Origin of the sequence: Micromonospora sp. NPDC005173, from assembly GCF_040608515.1 — a bacterium.
In the GTDB taxonomy this organism is placed as follows: Bacteria; Actinomycetota; Actinomycetes; order Mycobacteriales; family Micromonosporaceae; genus Micromonospora.
This window is the reverse complement of the sequence record NZ_JBEXIK010000029.1, coordinates 1-14900: the sequence shown is the minus strand read 5'-3', so window position 1 is coordinate 14900 and position 14900 is coordinate 1. Positions and strand designations below refer to the sequence as shown.

The window sequence follows — 14900 nt, the reverse complement described above, 5'->3', positions numbered from 1 at the left end:
CCGATCAGCTGACGACACGTCGTCTCGTCGCCACAGCGTAGGACTGGATCATCGCCAGGAACAGCCCGGTCACAACGACCCCGAGGATCCCGTGGTACCACCGCCAGCCCACACCGATGCCGACGAACCCATCCACGATCATGATCGCTGCGCCGCCGCCGGCGGCAAGTAGCATCCCGACCAGCACCAGCAGCATCAAGATTCTGGGCACCCTGCGCCCCAGCTGCGTGACCGTGGCGACGGCGAGGCATGCACCCATCACGCCGGACGCGGTCGCAAACCACTGTGCTGTGGCCGCATCCATGAAATAACCTTCGGTCTCGGCAGCCGATACGGGCGGGCCGCCCGGAAACCCGAGCCGGGCCTGTAGGGCAAAGGCGGCCTTCCCTGCGGCGTAACCGAGGAACAGCACCGCCATCGCGTAGGCCGGCCAGCGTCGTGGGCGAACAAACTCAACCATGGCTGCGACCGTAGCCGCCACACACCGGGCGCCAACTCCCGCAAGCGAGGGAGGCGCCTACTCCGCAGGAGCGAGCACGGCAGCTCCTCGTGGATCGAGTCGACGTTCGCCACGGTGCGGCACCACACCAAGATCACTCGCGGGCGGCCGGATGGTTATCGGGTTCACGCCGCCCAGCACTGCCCGCGCGCCTGAACGTCCCGCACCTCGTCTCCCTCGTCCGCGCCGGCCCGGTCTTCGAGGTCGGCAAACTGCCCTCCGACTCGCTCCACGGCGTTCTTCTCCTGCGGCACGACTTCGGCGACGACGTCGTTTGCGTCGATGCCGACCTGCTCGGCCACGGTCCGTGCCACGGTCGCGTTGTTGACGGTGAGGAGGGAGAACCGGCGTCAGGCCAGGACTCGCACGCTGACCGATCGGCGTCGGCCCTCTTCCCACCCGCGAGCGTCTCGACCTCCTCGCACACGGAGGCTCCGGCTGCAGGTCTTCATGCTGGCATGTTCGGTGAGTTCGCTCCCCTGGCGAGTTGGACGCTACCTCTGGGGACAGGTTCTGGAGGCGAACCTGACCTCGGCCTTCCTCTCGATGCGGACAGCATCCCGAAGTACCGCAGAGTGGTCCCCCCGAACGACAGTGGCAACGCCCCGTCATCGCCGCCTTGCCCGACGCCGGCTGGTCGACACGACTAACGTCCTCGTGCCGCCAGCTGGCGTACCGCGTCCAGGCGACGAAATTGGCCCGGCGGTGGGTCAGTGCGGGGCAGACACCGCCTCGCGGGCCAGGATCACCGCGCCGAGCAGGGCGGCGTCGTCGGGGAACCCGGAGCGGACGACCTCCGGCGGGTACGGCAGGACCTCGGCCATCCGCTCGACCAGCATTCCCCGGATCAGGTCGCTGCCGGTCACCCCACCGACCAGCACCACCCGCTGCGGATCCACCAGCAGGCAGCAGGTGACCAGGTGGCGGGCCAGCTCGTCGACCCGGGCCAGCAACGCGTCCCGGATCCCGCCGGGCTGTCCGGCCCGGACGGCGAGCCCGGCCGCCCCACCGGGCAGGACCAGTTCCTCGGCGAGCTGATCCAACGCCCGACCGGAGAAGGTCGCCTCCAGCATGACGCCGGGCCGGGCGGCACCGGCGACGGCGTACCCGATCTCGCCGGCCGCGCCGTGGTGACCGGACAGCACCTCCCCGCGTACCGTGACCGCCGCCGCCACGCCGGTGCCGAGTCCGACCACCAGGCCGGGGTCGGCGTCGCGCAGCGCGCCGAGCCGCAGCTCGGCCAGGGCGGCGGCGTTCAGGTCGTTGTCGACCGCCACCGCCGGCACGTCAAGCCGCTCCCGGACCGCCTCGGCCAGCCGCAGCCGGTCCCAGCCGGGCACGTTCGGCGCCAGGTCGATGCCGTCGGGCCGGACCACCCCGGGCGAGGCGATGCCGGCCGCCGTCAGCGGGCCGCCGACCTGCGCCACCAGCTTCGCGGCCAGCTCCAGCGCACGGTCCAGGGCCTGCGGGGCACCCTGCTCGGCGTACGTGAGCACTCGCTCCCGGGCCAGCAGCCGACCCTGGCGGTCGGCCACCCCGACCGCCATTTTCGTGCCGCCGAAGTCGATGCCGAGCAGCAGCGGGCCGGTGCCGGTCGGTGCGACAGGCTGAGCGGCCTGGCCGGCGAGCCGGACGTTCATCGGTCCCGCCGTTCGGCACTGGAGCTCGCGGGCGTCGCGCCGGGCCGTCGCGCGCTCACCGGGCAACCGGCGGTCAGCGGCCGCGGATCCTCCGACCACCGCGCGGTCACCGGGCCGCCTGCTCGGCGGCGACCGCGTCCAGCGCCGCGTCCGCCCGGGCGAGCCGGTCCCGGACCGCCGAGAGCCGGCCGGCGACCGTGTCGAAAGTGCCACGTACCACGCCCACCTGGGCGCGGACGGCGGCCGCGCCGGGGCCGTCGACCTGGACCCGGTCGAGGACGAGCTCCGGCCGGACTGCGGCGGCGATCAGGTCGGCGACGGCCGCGTCGTCGAGCCGGGCGGTGATCCCGTCAGCCGCGGCCCGCACCGAGTCGACGGTCCAGCCGTCCGGCGCACCGCCACGGACCAGCCGTCCGACCACCGAGTGCGCGGCCCGGAACGGCACCCCGTGCCGGGTAAGCGCGTCGGCGGCGGCGGTCGTGGTGGCCCCGGAGGCGACGATCTCCTCCCGGGTCGGCGGCTCCAGCGGCTCTAGCTCGGCCAGGAAGCCGCCGAGCAGGGCGAAGAACCGGTCCGTGCGGTCGTTGCTGTCCCAGAGCCGCACCTGCACGTCGGTGGTGGCGTTGTTGGAGTCCTCCCACCAGGCGGCGCCGACGTTGTTGAGCACGGAGGCGGCGTCAGCGGCGGTGGCGCCGGCCATCGACACCAGGTGCTCCAGCACCACCGGGTTGCGCTTCTGCGGCATGATGCTGCTGCCCTGGGTGAAGTCGCCGGGGGTGGCCACCCAGCGCCAGGTGAGCCAGTCCATCAGGGTCCGGGCCAGCCGGGCGCCGGTGGCCAGCGCCTGGGCGTTGAGTGTGCCCACCCGGACAAGGTGGTCCGCGCCGGCGACCGCCTCGTACGAGTTGGTGACCAGGCCGGCGAAGCCGAGCAGTTCCGCCACCCGGGCCGGGGCGATGTCCAGGTCGGTGCCGGCGAAGGCGCAGGAGCCCAGCGGCGAGGTGTTGAGCTGGTCGATCAGGTCGGCGTAGGCGACCGCCTCGCCCGCGAGAGCCTCGGCGTAGCCGGCGAGGGCGTGGCCGATGGTGGTGGGCTGGGCCGGCCTGCGGTGGGTGTAGCCGGTGATGACCACGTCGGCGTACCGGTCGGCCCGCTCCAGCGCGGTCCGCCCGGCGGCCAGCACCCGGTCCAGCACGCCGAGGAGCTGGTCGCGCAGCAGCATCCGGAACACCCCGGCGTCGAGGTCGTTGCGGCTGCGGGCCATCTGCACGTCCAGCTCGGAGGTGGGGACGCCGCACGCCTCGGCGAGCCGCTTCTCGAGCAGGTAGTAGGTGTCCTCGAAGCTGCCGTCGAATGCTGGCGCCGGTGTGGTGTCCGCGCGCAGCTCGGCCAGCCCGCGCAGCAGCCGAGCGCCCCGCTCGGCCGGGATCAGCCCCTGCTCGGTCAGCATCACCACGTGGGCCTGGCTGGCCCGGACCATCGCCGGGTACAGGTACCCGACGTGGTGGTCGTAGGTGGGCCGCAGGTGGTGCCGCTGGTATGTGGTCAGCGCGGGTGTGCTCATGGCGGTTCCTTACTTCCTTCCAGGCCGGACGCGGCCGGTTCGCCGCCCCCGGAGGGGTCAGCCGGTCAGCCGCTGAGGCCGAGCAGCCGTTCGGCGTTACCGGCGAAGATCGCGCGGAGGTGGTCGTCGGGTAGGCCCAGCTCGTGGCAGACCCGGAGCTGGTCGTCGAGGTACCGGGTGACGTAGCCGCGCGGGAACCAGGACGAGTCGCTGCCGAACACGATCCGCTCCGGGCCGATGGTCTCGTAGCAGCGGCGGAAGAGGTCCTCCAGCGTGAGCTTGTACGGCATCCAGCGCACCCACTGATTGGAGCCTGAGGTGTCGATGTGGATGTTCGGACAGCCCCAGGCGGCAAAGAACAGCTCCTGTACGTGCTGCACCCCGAAGTGCGGCACCACGACCGCCAGCTCAGGGAAGCGGCGGGCCATCCGGGCCAGCTCGTCCGGGCTTCCGTACCGGCCGACGGTGAGGCCGCCGGCGCTGCCGTAGTGCCCGATGTGGATCAGCACCGGCACGCCGAGTCGCTGGGCGGTGCCCCAGAGCGGATCGAGGGCCTCGTCGTCCAGCGGGCCGCGCAGCAACGGGGCGAAGAGCTTCAGCCCGCGCAGGCCGCGCTCGACCACCGCGCGCTCCAGCTCACCGGCGGCGTCCGGGCCGTACGGGTCGTGGTGGGCGAAGCCGAGCAGCAGGTCCGGGTGCCGGTCCACCACGTCGGCCACGGTGTCGTTGCCGCCGCCGGTGACGAAGACCGCCCGGCGGATGTTGACCTCGCGCAGCTCCTGGGCCCACCGGTCAGCCTCGTCCTGCCAGCGCTGGGCGGGCGGTTCCGGGTCGGGGAAGCTCCAGGCGCGGCGCCATTGCCGGGCGTATGGAGCGGAGCCGGCGGCCCGGACAGCCGCCTCGTGCTCGCCGCCGGGGTGCATGCCGGCGGCGTGCTCGCAACCCTTGACCGTCTCGTCGGCGCCGATCCGGAAGTGCAGGTGGAAGTCGACGATGTCCAGTCCACGGTCCACGGTCATGCGCTCTCCTCTGGCAGTGGTCTGGCCGGCGCCGAGAACGGCGGCGAATCGGACGGCAGCGGGTCCGCGGTGGGCGGGGCGGGCAGCTCGGCGGCCACCCAGGCGGTCACGACCTCGCGCAGTCGGGCTCCGGCCAGTTCGCGGATCTGCCGGCCGGCGGCCTCGCTGGCCAACGAGACGTGCCCGGACCAGCCCTGCCAGGGGTCCGGCCGGGACTCGACCAGGACGTATGGCTGGGTCACCGGCAGCTTCGGCTTCGGCGGCAGGTCGGTCGCAGCGTCGAGGCGTACCGCGTCGGGGTCGAAGCCGAGCAGGCCCGAGGTCTCGTACGCCCCGCCGTGCCCACGGGAGACCAGCGGGCCGTAGATCTCGGCGGTCTCCGCCGGGGTGACCAGCTGGAACCAGTTGACCAGCAGCAGGCTGGCCTGCCGACGGCCGGAGACCCACTCCATGGCGGCCCGGACGGTGGACATGTTGGCGTCGTGGCCGTTGACGATCAGCAGCCGGGGGAAGCCGGCCGCGACGATCCCCTCGATCACGTCGGCGAGGTAGCCGACCGCGATCTCGGGTCGGATCGCCACCGTGCCGGGCCACGGCCGGGTCTGTCCCGGGCAGGCCGCGTATGGCACGGCGGGGAAGAGCACCCCGCGCGGGCCGGTGTCGCCGGGCACGGCGCTCTCGGCGGCGAAGCCCTCGGCCAGGATCAGGTCGGTGCCCAGCGGCAGGTGCGGGCCGTGCCACTCGACGGCGCCGACCGGCAGGACCGCGAAGTTCGCCGCCGCGGCGACCGCCGCCAGCTCGCCGCCGGGTATCCGGGAGGCCGGGACGAGCCCCCCGGGTGCCGGCCAGGATGTCACGTGGTCCACTGTGCCGCCTCGCGGGTGGCTCGGCGACCGCTCTGCAGCCGGCCGGAGACCACCATCACCACGAAGATCAACACCACCTGGAGCATGCCGTATGCGGCGGCGGTGCCGACCTCGAACGAGTACATCCGGTTGTTGATCTCCACCGAGATCGGCGCGGTCTCCGAGGTGTAGATCAGCACCGAGGCGACGAACTCACCGACGCCGTGCACGAAGGCGAGCAGTGCGCCGGCGATCACGCCCGGCAGCATCAGCCGCAGGGTCACCGTGCCGAACGCTCGCCACCAGGAGGCGCCGAGGTTGCGGGCGGCCTCCTCCAGCGAAGGGTCGATCTGGGCCAGCGTCGCCGAGCTGGACCGGAAGACCAGCGGCAGGAATCGCACGAAGTACGCCAGCGGCATGATCCAGAAGGTGCCGATCAGCACCTGCCCGAAGCTGAACGCGTTTCCGGTGCTGAACGCCGAGATCAGGTTGATCGCGACCACCGTGCCGGGCAGCGCCCAGGCCAGCATGACCGCTACGTCCAGCAGGCCCCGGCCGCGGAAGTTGAGCCGGCGCACCGCGTAAGCGATGAGCACGCCGATCACCACGCAGCCGACGGTGGCGAGCAGGCTCATCTGCAGCGAGTTTAGGATCGGTTGGAACGCGTCTGGGTCAGAGAAGATCGTGACGAAGTTCTGCCAGGTGTACGCGGCCGGGATTACCTCGGTGGTCCAGGAGCCGTCCTGGGAGAACGCGACCAGGGCGATGGTCGCCACCGGGGCGAGCAGCAGCGCGGTGGCCAGCAGCGAGGCGGCCAGGGCCAGCCACTTGCCGAAAGGGTTGGTGATCTCCCGGCGGTGCGCGGCGACGCCCTTGGACTGGGAGCGGTAGCTGCGCCGCCCCTCGTACCAGCGCATGCCGAGCAGGAAGAGCACCGAGACCACCGCGAGCACGGAGGCGTAGGTGGACGCCATCGGCAGGTCGTTGTTGGTGCGGTTGATGTAGATCTGCATGGTCATGGTCTGGTCCACCCCGAACAGCAGCGGGGCGGTGTACGAGGCCAGCGAGGTCATGAAGACCAGCAGCGAGGCGGAGACCAGCGCCGGGGTGAGCATCGGCAGCAGCACGGTACGCCAGACCCGGACCCGGCCAGCGCCGAGGTTGTAGGCGGCCTCCTCCACCGATGGGTCCATCCCCGCGAGGGCTGCCGAGGCGGACAGGTAGAAGAAGGGGTACATGGTGAAGGTGTGCACCACCAGCACCCCGGCGATGCCGCTGAACGGCAGCACCGGGTTCTCGGTGCCGAAGAGCTGCTGGAGGCCGCGCGGCAGGATGCCGGTCTCGCTGTAGAGGAGCTGGAACGAGATCGCCCCGATCAGCGGTGGCAGCGCCGCCGGCACCAGGATGATCGCCTCGATCAGCCGGCGGCCGGGAAACGAGAAGCGCTTGAGCAGGAAGGCCATCGACACCCCGACGATCCCGCAGAGCAGCACGCTGGCCGCCGAGATGATCAGGGAGGTGACCAGCGACGACCGGGCCACCCCGGCGCCGGTGAGGAAGCTTGTGTAGTTCGCCGTGCCGTCCTCGCCGAAGCTCTCCACGAAGGTGGCGAACATCGGCTGGACCACGTACCCGAAGAGGATCAGGGCGAGCGGGAAGACGAGCAGGTATGGGAACCAGCGGGAGTTGGTACCCCCGGCGAAGCGGTCGGTGAACCGCGGCCGACGGCCGTCGTCGGAGGGCGTGCGGTCCTCGGTGATCGGCGGGACGGTCGCCGGGCTCGGCGTGGCCGGGATGGTCGTCACGGCCGCACCACCCACATCCGCTCCCGTGGCAGCCGCAGCCCGACCTGGTCGCCGACCGCGATCCCGGCCGGTACGTCCACAGCAGCGACCTGGACCGGTTCGCCGGCCACGTCGATCACCAGGTTGGTGGCCATGCCGGTGAACTCCAGGTCGGTGATCCGGCCGGGCAGGGCGTCCGGTGCGGTGGTCGAGGTGAGCCCGATGTGCTCCGGGCGGATCGAGACCAGGCCGGTCTCCCCCGCGCGCAGGCCGTGGTCGGCCGGGGCGGCGACGGTGACCTCGTTGCCGTCGGGCAGCCCCACCGTGACGGTCTCCGGGCCGGCGCCGAGCACCGGCAGGGTAAGCACGTTGCTGCGCCCGATGAACCGGGCGACGAATGTGGTCGCCGGCCGGTGGTAGATCTCCTGCGGCGACCCGATCTGCTGCACCCGGCCGGACTGCATCACCGCGATCCGGTCCGACATTGCCATCGCCTCGGCCTGGTCGTGTGTGACGTAAAGGGCGGTGGTGCCGGTCTCCTTCTGGATCCGGCGGATCTCGGTCCGGGTCTCCTCGCGCAGCTTGGCGTCGAGGTTGGACAGTGGCTCGTCGAGCAGCAGGGTACGCGGCCGGATGACCAGCGCGCGGGCCAGCGCGACCCGCTGCTGCTGGCCGCCGGAGAGTTCGTCGATGCGCCGCCCGCCGTAACCGGCGAGGTCCACCTGGCCGAGCGCCTCCTCGATCCGCCGCTTCGACTCGGCCCTGCCGACCTTGCGGATCTTCAGCCCGTACGCGACGTTCTGCGCGACGCTCAGGTGCGGGAAGAGCGCGTAGTTCTGGAAGACCATGCCGGTGTCCCGCTTGTTCGGCGGGCGGCGGGTGACGTCCTCCTGTCCGAACCGGATTCGGCCGGAGGTCGGGAAGTAGAAGCCCGCCACCATGCGCAGCGTGGTGGTCTTACCGCAACCGCTCGGGCCGAGCAGGGTGAAGAACTGTCCGGCGGCGATGGTGATGTCGACGCCGTCGACGGCGGCCGTGTCGCCGGCGCGCGCGAAGCGCTTGCTCACCGACTCCAACGTGACATCGATCATGATGTCTCTCCTCTGTCTGGTACCGGGGCTGGCCGGTCGCAGGTGGTGGGGCCGGGCCCGGTGGGCGGTGCGGCCGGGTGGCGGCGGGCGCCGGGCCCGGGTAAACCCGGTCCGGCGCCCGTCCGGTCAGCCCTTGTTCTTGATCTGGCTGTTCCAGTGGTTGATCCACTCGGTCTCGTTCTTGCCGATCACGTCCCAGTCGACGTCGAGTGGCTTGAGGTTGAGCTGGGCCAGCCACTCTGGCTTCTGGGCGATGTCCACAGCCGGGATCTGGTAGTAGTCCTTGGCCAGGTCGGCGCGGAGCTTGTCGTCGAAGAGGAACTCCACGAACTTCTGCGCTCCGGTGGTGTTGCCGCCCTTGACCGCGGCCAGCCCGTCGACCAGCACGGGAGCGCCGGAGGTCGGCATCACGAAGCCGAACGGCATGTTCGACTGGTTGGCCTGGAGCAGGATGTCCTGGAGGTTCCAGGCGCTGAGCAGGCCCTGCTGGCGGGACAGCTTCAGGTAGAGGTCGGCCGGGTTGGCGGCGTAGGCGCCCGTGTTGGCGTCGAGCTTCTTGAGCCAGTCGTAGCCGGGCTGCGGGTTGCTGCCGTCGGCGGACTGCCGCACGATCATCGAGGCGTAGATCGACCGCATCGTGCCGGACGCGGCGACATCCCGGATGAGGATCTTGTCCTTCCACTCCGGCTTGAGCAGGTCGTCCCAGTCCTTCGGGGCCTGCTCCGGGGTGAGCGCCTTGTTGTTGTACATGATGACCTCGGGCAGCAGGATCTCACCGAACCAACGGCCCTCGGAGTCCTTGTACTGCGCGTCCATCTTGGCAGCGAACGTCGGCTGCCAGGCGGTCAGCAGGTCCTCGGTCGCGCCGGCGGTGAGCCCTTGCTGGGTGCCTCCCCACCAGACGTCGGCCTGCGGGTTGGCCTTCTCGGCGCGAACCCGCTCCAGGATCTCCTGGGCGCCGAGGTTGAGGATCTCGACTTTGCCCTTGTACTCGGGGTACTTCGCGGTGAACTGGTCGACGACGAAGGTGGAGACCTTCTTGTCGCGGGCGGTGTAGATGGTCAGCTTCTCGGCGCTGGCGCCGTCGGCCGCGTCGTCTCCGCCTCCGCCTCCGCAGGCGGTGCCGGCGGCCAGCACGGTGGCGAGCGCTCCGGCAAGGAACAGGCGACGTTTCATGGGGTACCTCCGAGGGGGAAGGGAACTGCGAGGGGATCAGGGTGTGGGCGGCAGGTTGGGCAGGCCGGACGCGGCGGCCGAGAGGGCGTAGCTCACCGCCCCGTGCAGCACGGACCGGTCGCCGAGCACCGCCCGGCGTACTTCGGTGGTGGCCGGCGCGGCGGCGGTGACGTAGTCCTGGACCCGGGCGACGGCCGCGTCGTCGAGCTGGGCGGCGGCCCCGCTGAGCAGCACCCGGCCCGGGTCGATGACGCAGGCGCACGAGACGATCAGGCGGGACCAGGCGTGCAGCACCTCGTCCAGGTACGCGGCGGCGGCCGGGTCGGTGCCGGCAAGCTCGACCAGGGCACGGACGGGTGACTCGGGACGCCGGCCCGGGCGCAGCGCGACCACCCGCTCGGCGATGGCGCTTTCCGACCAGCGGGCCTCGAACGGGCCGATCCCGTCGTGCCCCCGGTCGGCCGGGTCCAGCGGCAGGAAGCCGACCTCGCCGGCGGCCCCGCCGGCACCGCGCCGGACCTGCCCGTCGAGCACCAGCCCGGCACCGATCCCGTCGGCCACGTGCAGCAGCAGCAGGTCGGCGACGTCGCTGCCGGCGCCGGCCGCGTGCTCGCCGGCCGCCATGAGGTTGACGTCGTTGTCGACGACCACCGGCACGCCGAGCCGCCGCTGCACCGACTCCCCTATCGGCAGCCCCTCGACCACGCCCACCGACGGGGCGAGCCGGACGGCACCGCCGGAGCTGACGCCGGGCGCCGCGATGGCCACGCCGCGCAGGGCGGGCAGGGCGTCACCGGCAAGTTCCGGGATGAACCGGCAGATGGTGTCGACGATGTCGCCGGTGAGCCGGACGCCGCGGTGGGCCACCACGTTGCCGTCGCTGTCGGCGATCTCGCAACTGATCCGGGACGGCTCCAGGGAGACCGCCGCGACCAGCTCGGCGCGCGGGTTGAACTCCAGCATGGCCCGGGGCCGGCCGGCGCGGGAGGCGCCCGGCCCCCGCTCGATCAGGTAGCCCTCGGCGATCAGCTCGCGGACCAGCGGGGTGAGCGTGGCGGGGCTGAGGCCGGTGAGTTCGGTCAGCTCGGCGCGCGAGAGCAACCGGACCTGACGGGCGGTGGAGATCACGGACAACCGCTTGATCTCCTTCGACCGCTCCCGGCTCACCGGGCTCGTTGGGGGTGTCACCACGTCAGTCACACTTCCTTCCTACGGCGAATAAAGTAATGAGTCAAGTAACGAATGCGTCTCGGGGCATCCGAAAGCTGCGCTGAGCTGCGTAGACGACCTCCGCGAGCGGGATGGACGGGAGAGCGCCCCCGGCGGATGGCCGCCGGGGGCGGGCCAGAGCGGGCCGGCTTAGTTTCTTTCGCAAACGAAGAAAACCTTCTCCAAGGTATTGACGGTCCGTACCGCCGATCTTTAGCGTCACCCGGCGAAGGCCTTCCAGTGTGTACGGACCAGCCGTGCCGCTGTGCACCCCGGTGATCCGACGCCGTCGGCGTCCAGCACCGTCCGCTCCCCACCAGCCATCCGACCACCCTGCCCGGCGCCGACGCGGTTGTGCGTCCGCCGCCGGTCGACGCTGGTCGGATCCGTGGTCCGGAAGGATCTGCATGCGAGCAAAGGGATTCCTGCTACCCGCCGCCCTGGCCCTGGCCCTGACGGCGACCCCCACCACCGCGTTCGCCGCGCCCGCCGACGCCGCCCCGAAGCGGCCCACCGGCGCGGTCGACCTGGACGTGCTCTTCGTCAGCGCCCACCCCGACGACGAGGCGGGCAGCCTGGCCACCCTCGGCCAGTGGAAGGAGCAGTATGGCGCCCGGGCCGGCGTCGTCACCATCACTCGCGGCGAGGGCGGCGGCAACGCCGTCGGCCTGGAGGAGGGGCCGCCGCTGGGCATCATCCGGGAGCGCGAGGAGCGCTCCGCGATCGGCAAGGCCGGCGTGGCGAACCTGTACAACCTGGACCGGGTCGACTTCTGGTACACCGCGTCCGCTCCGCTGTCGGAGCAGATCTGGGGGCACGACGAGACCCTCGGCCAGATCGTCCGGGTGATCCGACAGACCCGGCCCGAGATCATCATGACGATGAACCCGTCGCCGACCCCGGGCAACCACGGCAACCACCAGCAGGCGGCTCGGTTCGCCGCCGAGGCGTTCCAGGCCGCGGCCGACCCGAATGCCTTCCCCGACCAGCTGCGCAAGGAGGGGCTGAAGCCGTTCCGGGCAGCGAAGTTCCTGCGTACCGGCGGCACCGGCAGCTCCTCGGCCGGCCCGCAGTGCGCGGCCAGCTTCACCCCGACCGTGCCGACCGACCAGGTCTTCGGCGTATGGGAGGGCACCCCGAGCAGTAGCGGGAAGAGCTGGGCGGAGATCGAGGTCGACGCACGCCGGGAGTACGTCACCCAGGGCTGGGCGGGCACCGCCGCCGCCCCGACCGACCCCGCCGCACGGCGCTGCGACTTCTACACCCTGGTAGACAGCCGGGTGCCCTACGACCCGTCGGACACCTCCCCCGCGGCGATCCTGCGCGGGCCGGTGCTGCCGCCGGTCAAGGGTGGCCTGCCCAAGGGCACCGAGCTGTACCTGACCACCGACCGGTTCGACGTCGCCCCCGGCGAGAGCGTCGAGGTCACCGCACACGTACGCGGCGGCGACCGGAAGCTGGACGTGCCCCGGGTCGCGCTGCGCGCCCCGGACGGCTGGCAGGTCTCCGCCGGCAAGGGCCTCGGCACCGTGGTCCCGGCGGGCCAAGAGCGGACGGCGACCTTCACGGTCACCGTGCCGAAGGGCGCCGACACCGGCGCGCAGAAGCTGCTCACCGCCACCCTGACCACCAAGGGCCAGGGCACCGGGACCACCGACGAGGCGCTCCGGGTGGTCGCCGATGTCCGGGGCACCCTGGAGCCGCTGCCCGAGGTGGGCCTGTTCCGCGAGTGGGCCGCCGAGGGCGGCTACGGCCAGCTCGACACGCTGATCAAGCCGGTGCTCACCATCGGCTCGGGTCAGGGCCGCGAGGTCCGGGTGGACCTGCGAAACGTCGGTGAGACCGCACAGCGCGGCACGGTCACCCTCGACCTGCCCGCCGGGTTCACCGCCGACGCGACCACCAAGAGTTACGCCGACCTGGCGGCCGGCGCCACCGGCGCGGTCACCTTCACCGTGACCAACACCGACGCCTCGCTGCCCACCGCCAACGAAGGCGGCGAGAACGGCGACTACGGCGTCACCATCACCACCACCAGCACCGTCGGCAGCACGGTGGAGACCGGTGCGTTGGAGATCGTGCCGGCCAGCGAGGTGCCGCACGCCGGCGGCGACCACGCGGTCGACGGGGTGGCCAGCGCGGGCGAGTACCCCGGCCCGGAGCTGGACCTCTCCCGGATTTGGGAGGGTGAGGCCAGCACGCCGCAGGACGCCTCGGCGAAGGGCCGGATCGCGTACACCGAGGACGCGCTCAAGGTGATCGTCACGGTCACTGACGACGTGCTCGGCAGGAAGGTGGTACCGCAGGACTGCAAGCGGCAGCGGCGCACCGACAGTGTCGAGATCATCGTCGACCCGAAGGGAAACTCCTCGGACACCTCCACGGTTTTCAAGGCGGGCATCTTCCCGGTCACCGACGACCCGGCCAACGGCAACCCGCCGTGCTGGCAGCGCGACGCCGACAACCGGCAGGGGCCGGGCGCCGAGACCGCTCCGGGGATGACCGTGGTCAGCCGGGTCAGCTCGCCCTACACCGGCTACACCATCGAGACGAGCATCCCCTTCGCAGTGCTGCCGGACGCGGTGGACCCGACCCGGATGGGCTTCAACGTGCTGGTCTACGACTCGGACACCCAGGACCTGTCGTCCCAGTCCCGGCTCGGCTGGTCGACCTTCACCGGCGTCCGGGCCGACCCGTACCGGTACGGCCTGGTGACCCTGCCCGGCTACACCCCGGCGGACCGGGCGCCGAGCGCCCCGGTCTTCCCGGACACCTCCGCGCGTAGCGTTCACAGCCCGCAGACGATCGCCCAGTCTGCCGTGGACGGGGTGGCCCCGGCCGCCGTGGCCCGGCTGCCCGAGCGGGCGCTCACCCTGACCGGGCAGCGCCCGGTAGCCGGTGGCGTCGAGGTGACCGTCAAGGCGGACCGGAAGGGTACGGCGTACCTCTACGGCTGGGACGGTGACCAGGCGCTGGGCAGCCGCACCGTCGAGCTGCGGCCCGGCCGAGCGGTGAAGGTGCTGGTCCCGGTGTCCGACGGAACGGCCACCTCGGTTCTGGCCGCTTTCGAGGCGAATGGCGCGGCGCTGGCGAAGCAGGCCCCGATCCACCGCTGACTCCGCTACGGACAGTGATCTTGGACAGTTGTCGTTCCACCGGCGGGCTCAACCAGTGGTTGCAACACTCTTCTGTGATTTTCGTTGGGGTGGTTGTGGCTCAAGGTTGAGCCCGCTGGAGCGGGACAGATCGGGTTGGGTCGGGCTGCGGGTGAGTCGTTGCGGTCGATCACGCGCAGGTTGGGACGGGCGGCGTCGACCGTTTCGCGGGAGGTGGGCCGGTTCGAACGCTACGGACAGCGGTATCAGCCGTCGATGGCGCAGTGGGCGTCGTTTCTGCGGTACAAGCGGCCCGGGCGAGTGCCGCGGTTGGCTGTTGACAGACCGTTGCGTCAGTCGGTGCTGGATATGCTCCGTCTTGTATTCGTGTTCATGGCTCGTCCAGCAATCACGGTGAGTCTCGTAGGTATCCAGCAGCGCCGCGTCGCCCCGCAGGGCCTGGGCGAGTTTCCAGCCGAGGTTGGCGGCGTCCTGGATGCCGGTGTTCATTCCCTGCGCGCCGGCGGGGCTGTGGATGTGCGCGGCGTCGCCGGCCAGGAACACCGGCCCGGCCCGGTAGTGGGTGGCGGCGCGGTGGTGAAGCCGGAAGTTGGTCATCCAGACAGGATCACGCAGGCGCACAGTCGCGGCGGTGTAAGTGTCGGCGAGTGCCTGCACCTCGTCGAGGGTGACCGGGGCGTCTGGTGAGACCACCTCGGCGGGCGGTCGCATGACCAGCAGTCGCCAGGTGCTCGGGTGGCCGAGTGGAAAGAAGAACAACATCCCCCGCTCGGACAAGAACACGTGCGCCGTCCCCGTGTCGAGGCCGTCGGCCTCCAGGTCAGCCAGGACGAACGTCTGCGGATACGCAGCGCCCTCGAAACCGATCCCGGCGAGGTGCCGCACAGCGCTGTGCGCGCCGTCGCAACCCACCACATACCGGGCCGCCACCCGTTCCGCCCGGCCGTCTCCGTGCCG

At 71.5% G+C, this 14900-nt stretch carries 11 protein-coding genes and 2 pseudogenes; 2 read left to right on the top strand and 11 right to left on the bottom strand.

The annotated features are described in order from the left end of the window. Positions 1-4: 4 nt before the first annotated feature. The 10 genes from ABZV00_RS25995 to ABZV00_RS25950 form a co-directional block, all read right to left on the bottom strand. Positions 5-460, bottom strand: a complete 456-nt coding sequence (locus tag ABZV00_RS25995) for a hypothetical protein (RefSeq protein WP_355610435.1) — start codon at positions 458-460, stop codon at positions 5-7. A gap of 164 nt (positions 461-624) precedes the next feature. After that, positions 625-801, bottom strand: coding sequence for a hypothetical protein (locus ABZV00_RS25990; RefSeq protein WP_355610433.1), 177 nt, complete (start codon positions 799-801; stop codon positions 625-627). 408 nt (positions 802-1209) lie between these two features. After that, a complete protein-coding gene (locus ABZV00_RS25985) occupies positions 1210-2139 on the bottom strand; it encodes an ROK family protein (protein WP_355610431.1) in 930 nt (309 codons plus the stop codon). A 106-nt stretch (positions 2140-2245) separates the two neighbouring features. Continuing rightward, positions 2246-3703, bottom strand: coding sequence for a lyase family protein (locus ABZV00_RS25980; RefSeq protein ID WP_355610429.1), 1458 nt, complete (start codon positions 3701-3703; stop codon positions 2246-2248). Between the two features lie 65 nt (positions 3704-3768). Continuing rightward, the gene (locus ABZV00_RS25975; RefSeq protein WP_355610427.1) at positions 3769-4722 is read right to left on the bottom strand and encodes an amidohydrolase family protein; all 954 of its coding nucleotides are present in this window, start codon (positions 4720-4722) and stop codon (positions 3769-3771) included. After that, positions 4719-5579 carry a creatininase family protein gene (locus ABZV00_RS25970; RefSeq protein ID WP_355610425.1) on the bottom strand — a complete coding sequence of 287 codons (861 nt, stop codon included), beginning with the start codon at positions 5577-5579 and terminating at the stop codon, positions 4719-4721. The genes ABZV00_RS25975 and ABZV00_RS25970 overlap by 4 nt, the downstream gene beginning before the upstream one ends. Continuing rightward, entirely contained in the window at positions 5576-7372 is a 1797-nt protein-coding gene (locus ABZV00_RS25965; RefSeq protein WP_328415455.1) for an iron ABC transporter permease, read from the bottom strand. Before ABZV00_RS25965 ends, ABZV00_RS25970 begins: the two co-directional genes overlap by 4 nt. Further along, on the bottom strand, positions 7369-8442 hold the full coding sequence (locus ABZV00_RS25960; RefSeq protein WP_328415453.1) for an ABC transporter ATP-binding protein: 1074 nt from the start codon (positions 8440-8442) through the stop codon (positions 7369-7371). Before ABZV00_RS25960 ends, ABZV00_RS25965 begins: the two co-directional genes overlap by 4 nt. A 126-nt stretch (positions 8443-8568) precedes the next feature. Beyond that, the gene (locus tag ABZV00_RS25955) at positions 8569-9618 is read right to left on the bottom strand and encodes an extracellular solute-binding protein (RefSeq protein ID WP_355610422.1); all 1050 of its coding nucleotides are present in this window, start codon (positions 9616-9618) and stop codon (positions 8569-8571) included. 36 nt (positions 9619-9654) lie between these two features. Next, the gene (locus ABZV00_RS25950; protein ID WP_355610420.1) at positions 9655-10818 is read right to left on the bottom strand and encodes an ROK family protein; all 1164 of its coding nucleotides are present in this window, start codon (positions 10816-10818) and stop codon (positions 9655-9657) included. Positions 10819-11234: 416 nt separating this feature from the next. Here ABZV00_RS25950 and ABZV00_RS25945 point away from each other — a divergent pair, with 416 nt between their 5' ends. Together ABZV00_RS25945 and ABZV00_RS25940 are read left to right on the top strand one after the other, a co-directional pair. Beyond that, positions 11235-13943, top strand: coding sequence for a sugar-binding protein (locus tag ABZV00_RS25945; protein ID WP_355610418.1), 2709 nt, complete (start codon positions 11235-11237; stop codon positions 13941-13943). 84 nt (positions 13944-14027) lie between these two features. Further along, positions 14028-14120 (top strand): annotated as a pseudogene (locus ABZV00_RS25940) (hypothetical protein); the annotation flags it as partial. 222 nt (positions 14121-14342) lie between these two features. Here the strand turns inward: ABZV00_RS25940 and ABZV00_RS25935 are convergent. Beyond that, a pseudogene (locus tag ABZV00_RS25935) lies at positions 14343-14900 on the bottom strand (FAD-dependent monooxygenase); the annotation flags it as partial.

Bases quoted from the DNA above. Each gene is read 5' to 3' on its own strand.
- ABZV00_RS25995 (WP_355610435.1), bottom strand. From the start codon at position 460: ATGGTTGAGTTTGTTCGCCCACGACGCTGGCCGGCCTACGCGATGGCG.
- ABZV00_RS25955 (WP_355610422.1), bottom strand. From the start codon at position 9,618: ATGAAACGTCGCCTGTTCCTTGCCGGAGCGCTCGCCACCGTGCTGGCC.
- ABZV00_RS25945 (WP_355610418.1), top strand. From the start codon at position 11,235: ATGCGAGCAAAGGGATTCCTGCTACCCGCCGCCCTGGCCCTGGCCCTG.
- ABZV00_RS25980 (WP_355610429.1), bottom strand. From the start codon at position 3,703: ATGAGCACACCCGCGCTGACCACATACCAGCGGCACCACCTGCGGCCC.
- ABZV00_RS25985 (WP_355610431.1), bottom strand. From the start codon at position 2,139: ATGAACGTCCGGCTCGCCGGCCAGGCCGCTCAGCCTGTCGCACCGACC.
- ABZV00_RS25960 (WP_328415453.1), bottom strand. From the start codon at position 8,442: ATGATCGATGTCACGTTGGAGTCGGTGAGCAAGCGCTTCGCGCGCGCC.
- ABZV00_RS25975 (WP_355610427.1), bottom strand. From the start codon at position 4,722: ATGACCGTGGACCGTGGACTGGACATCGTCGACTTCCACCTGCACTTC.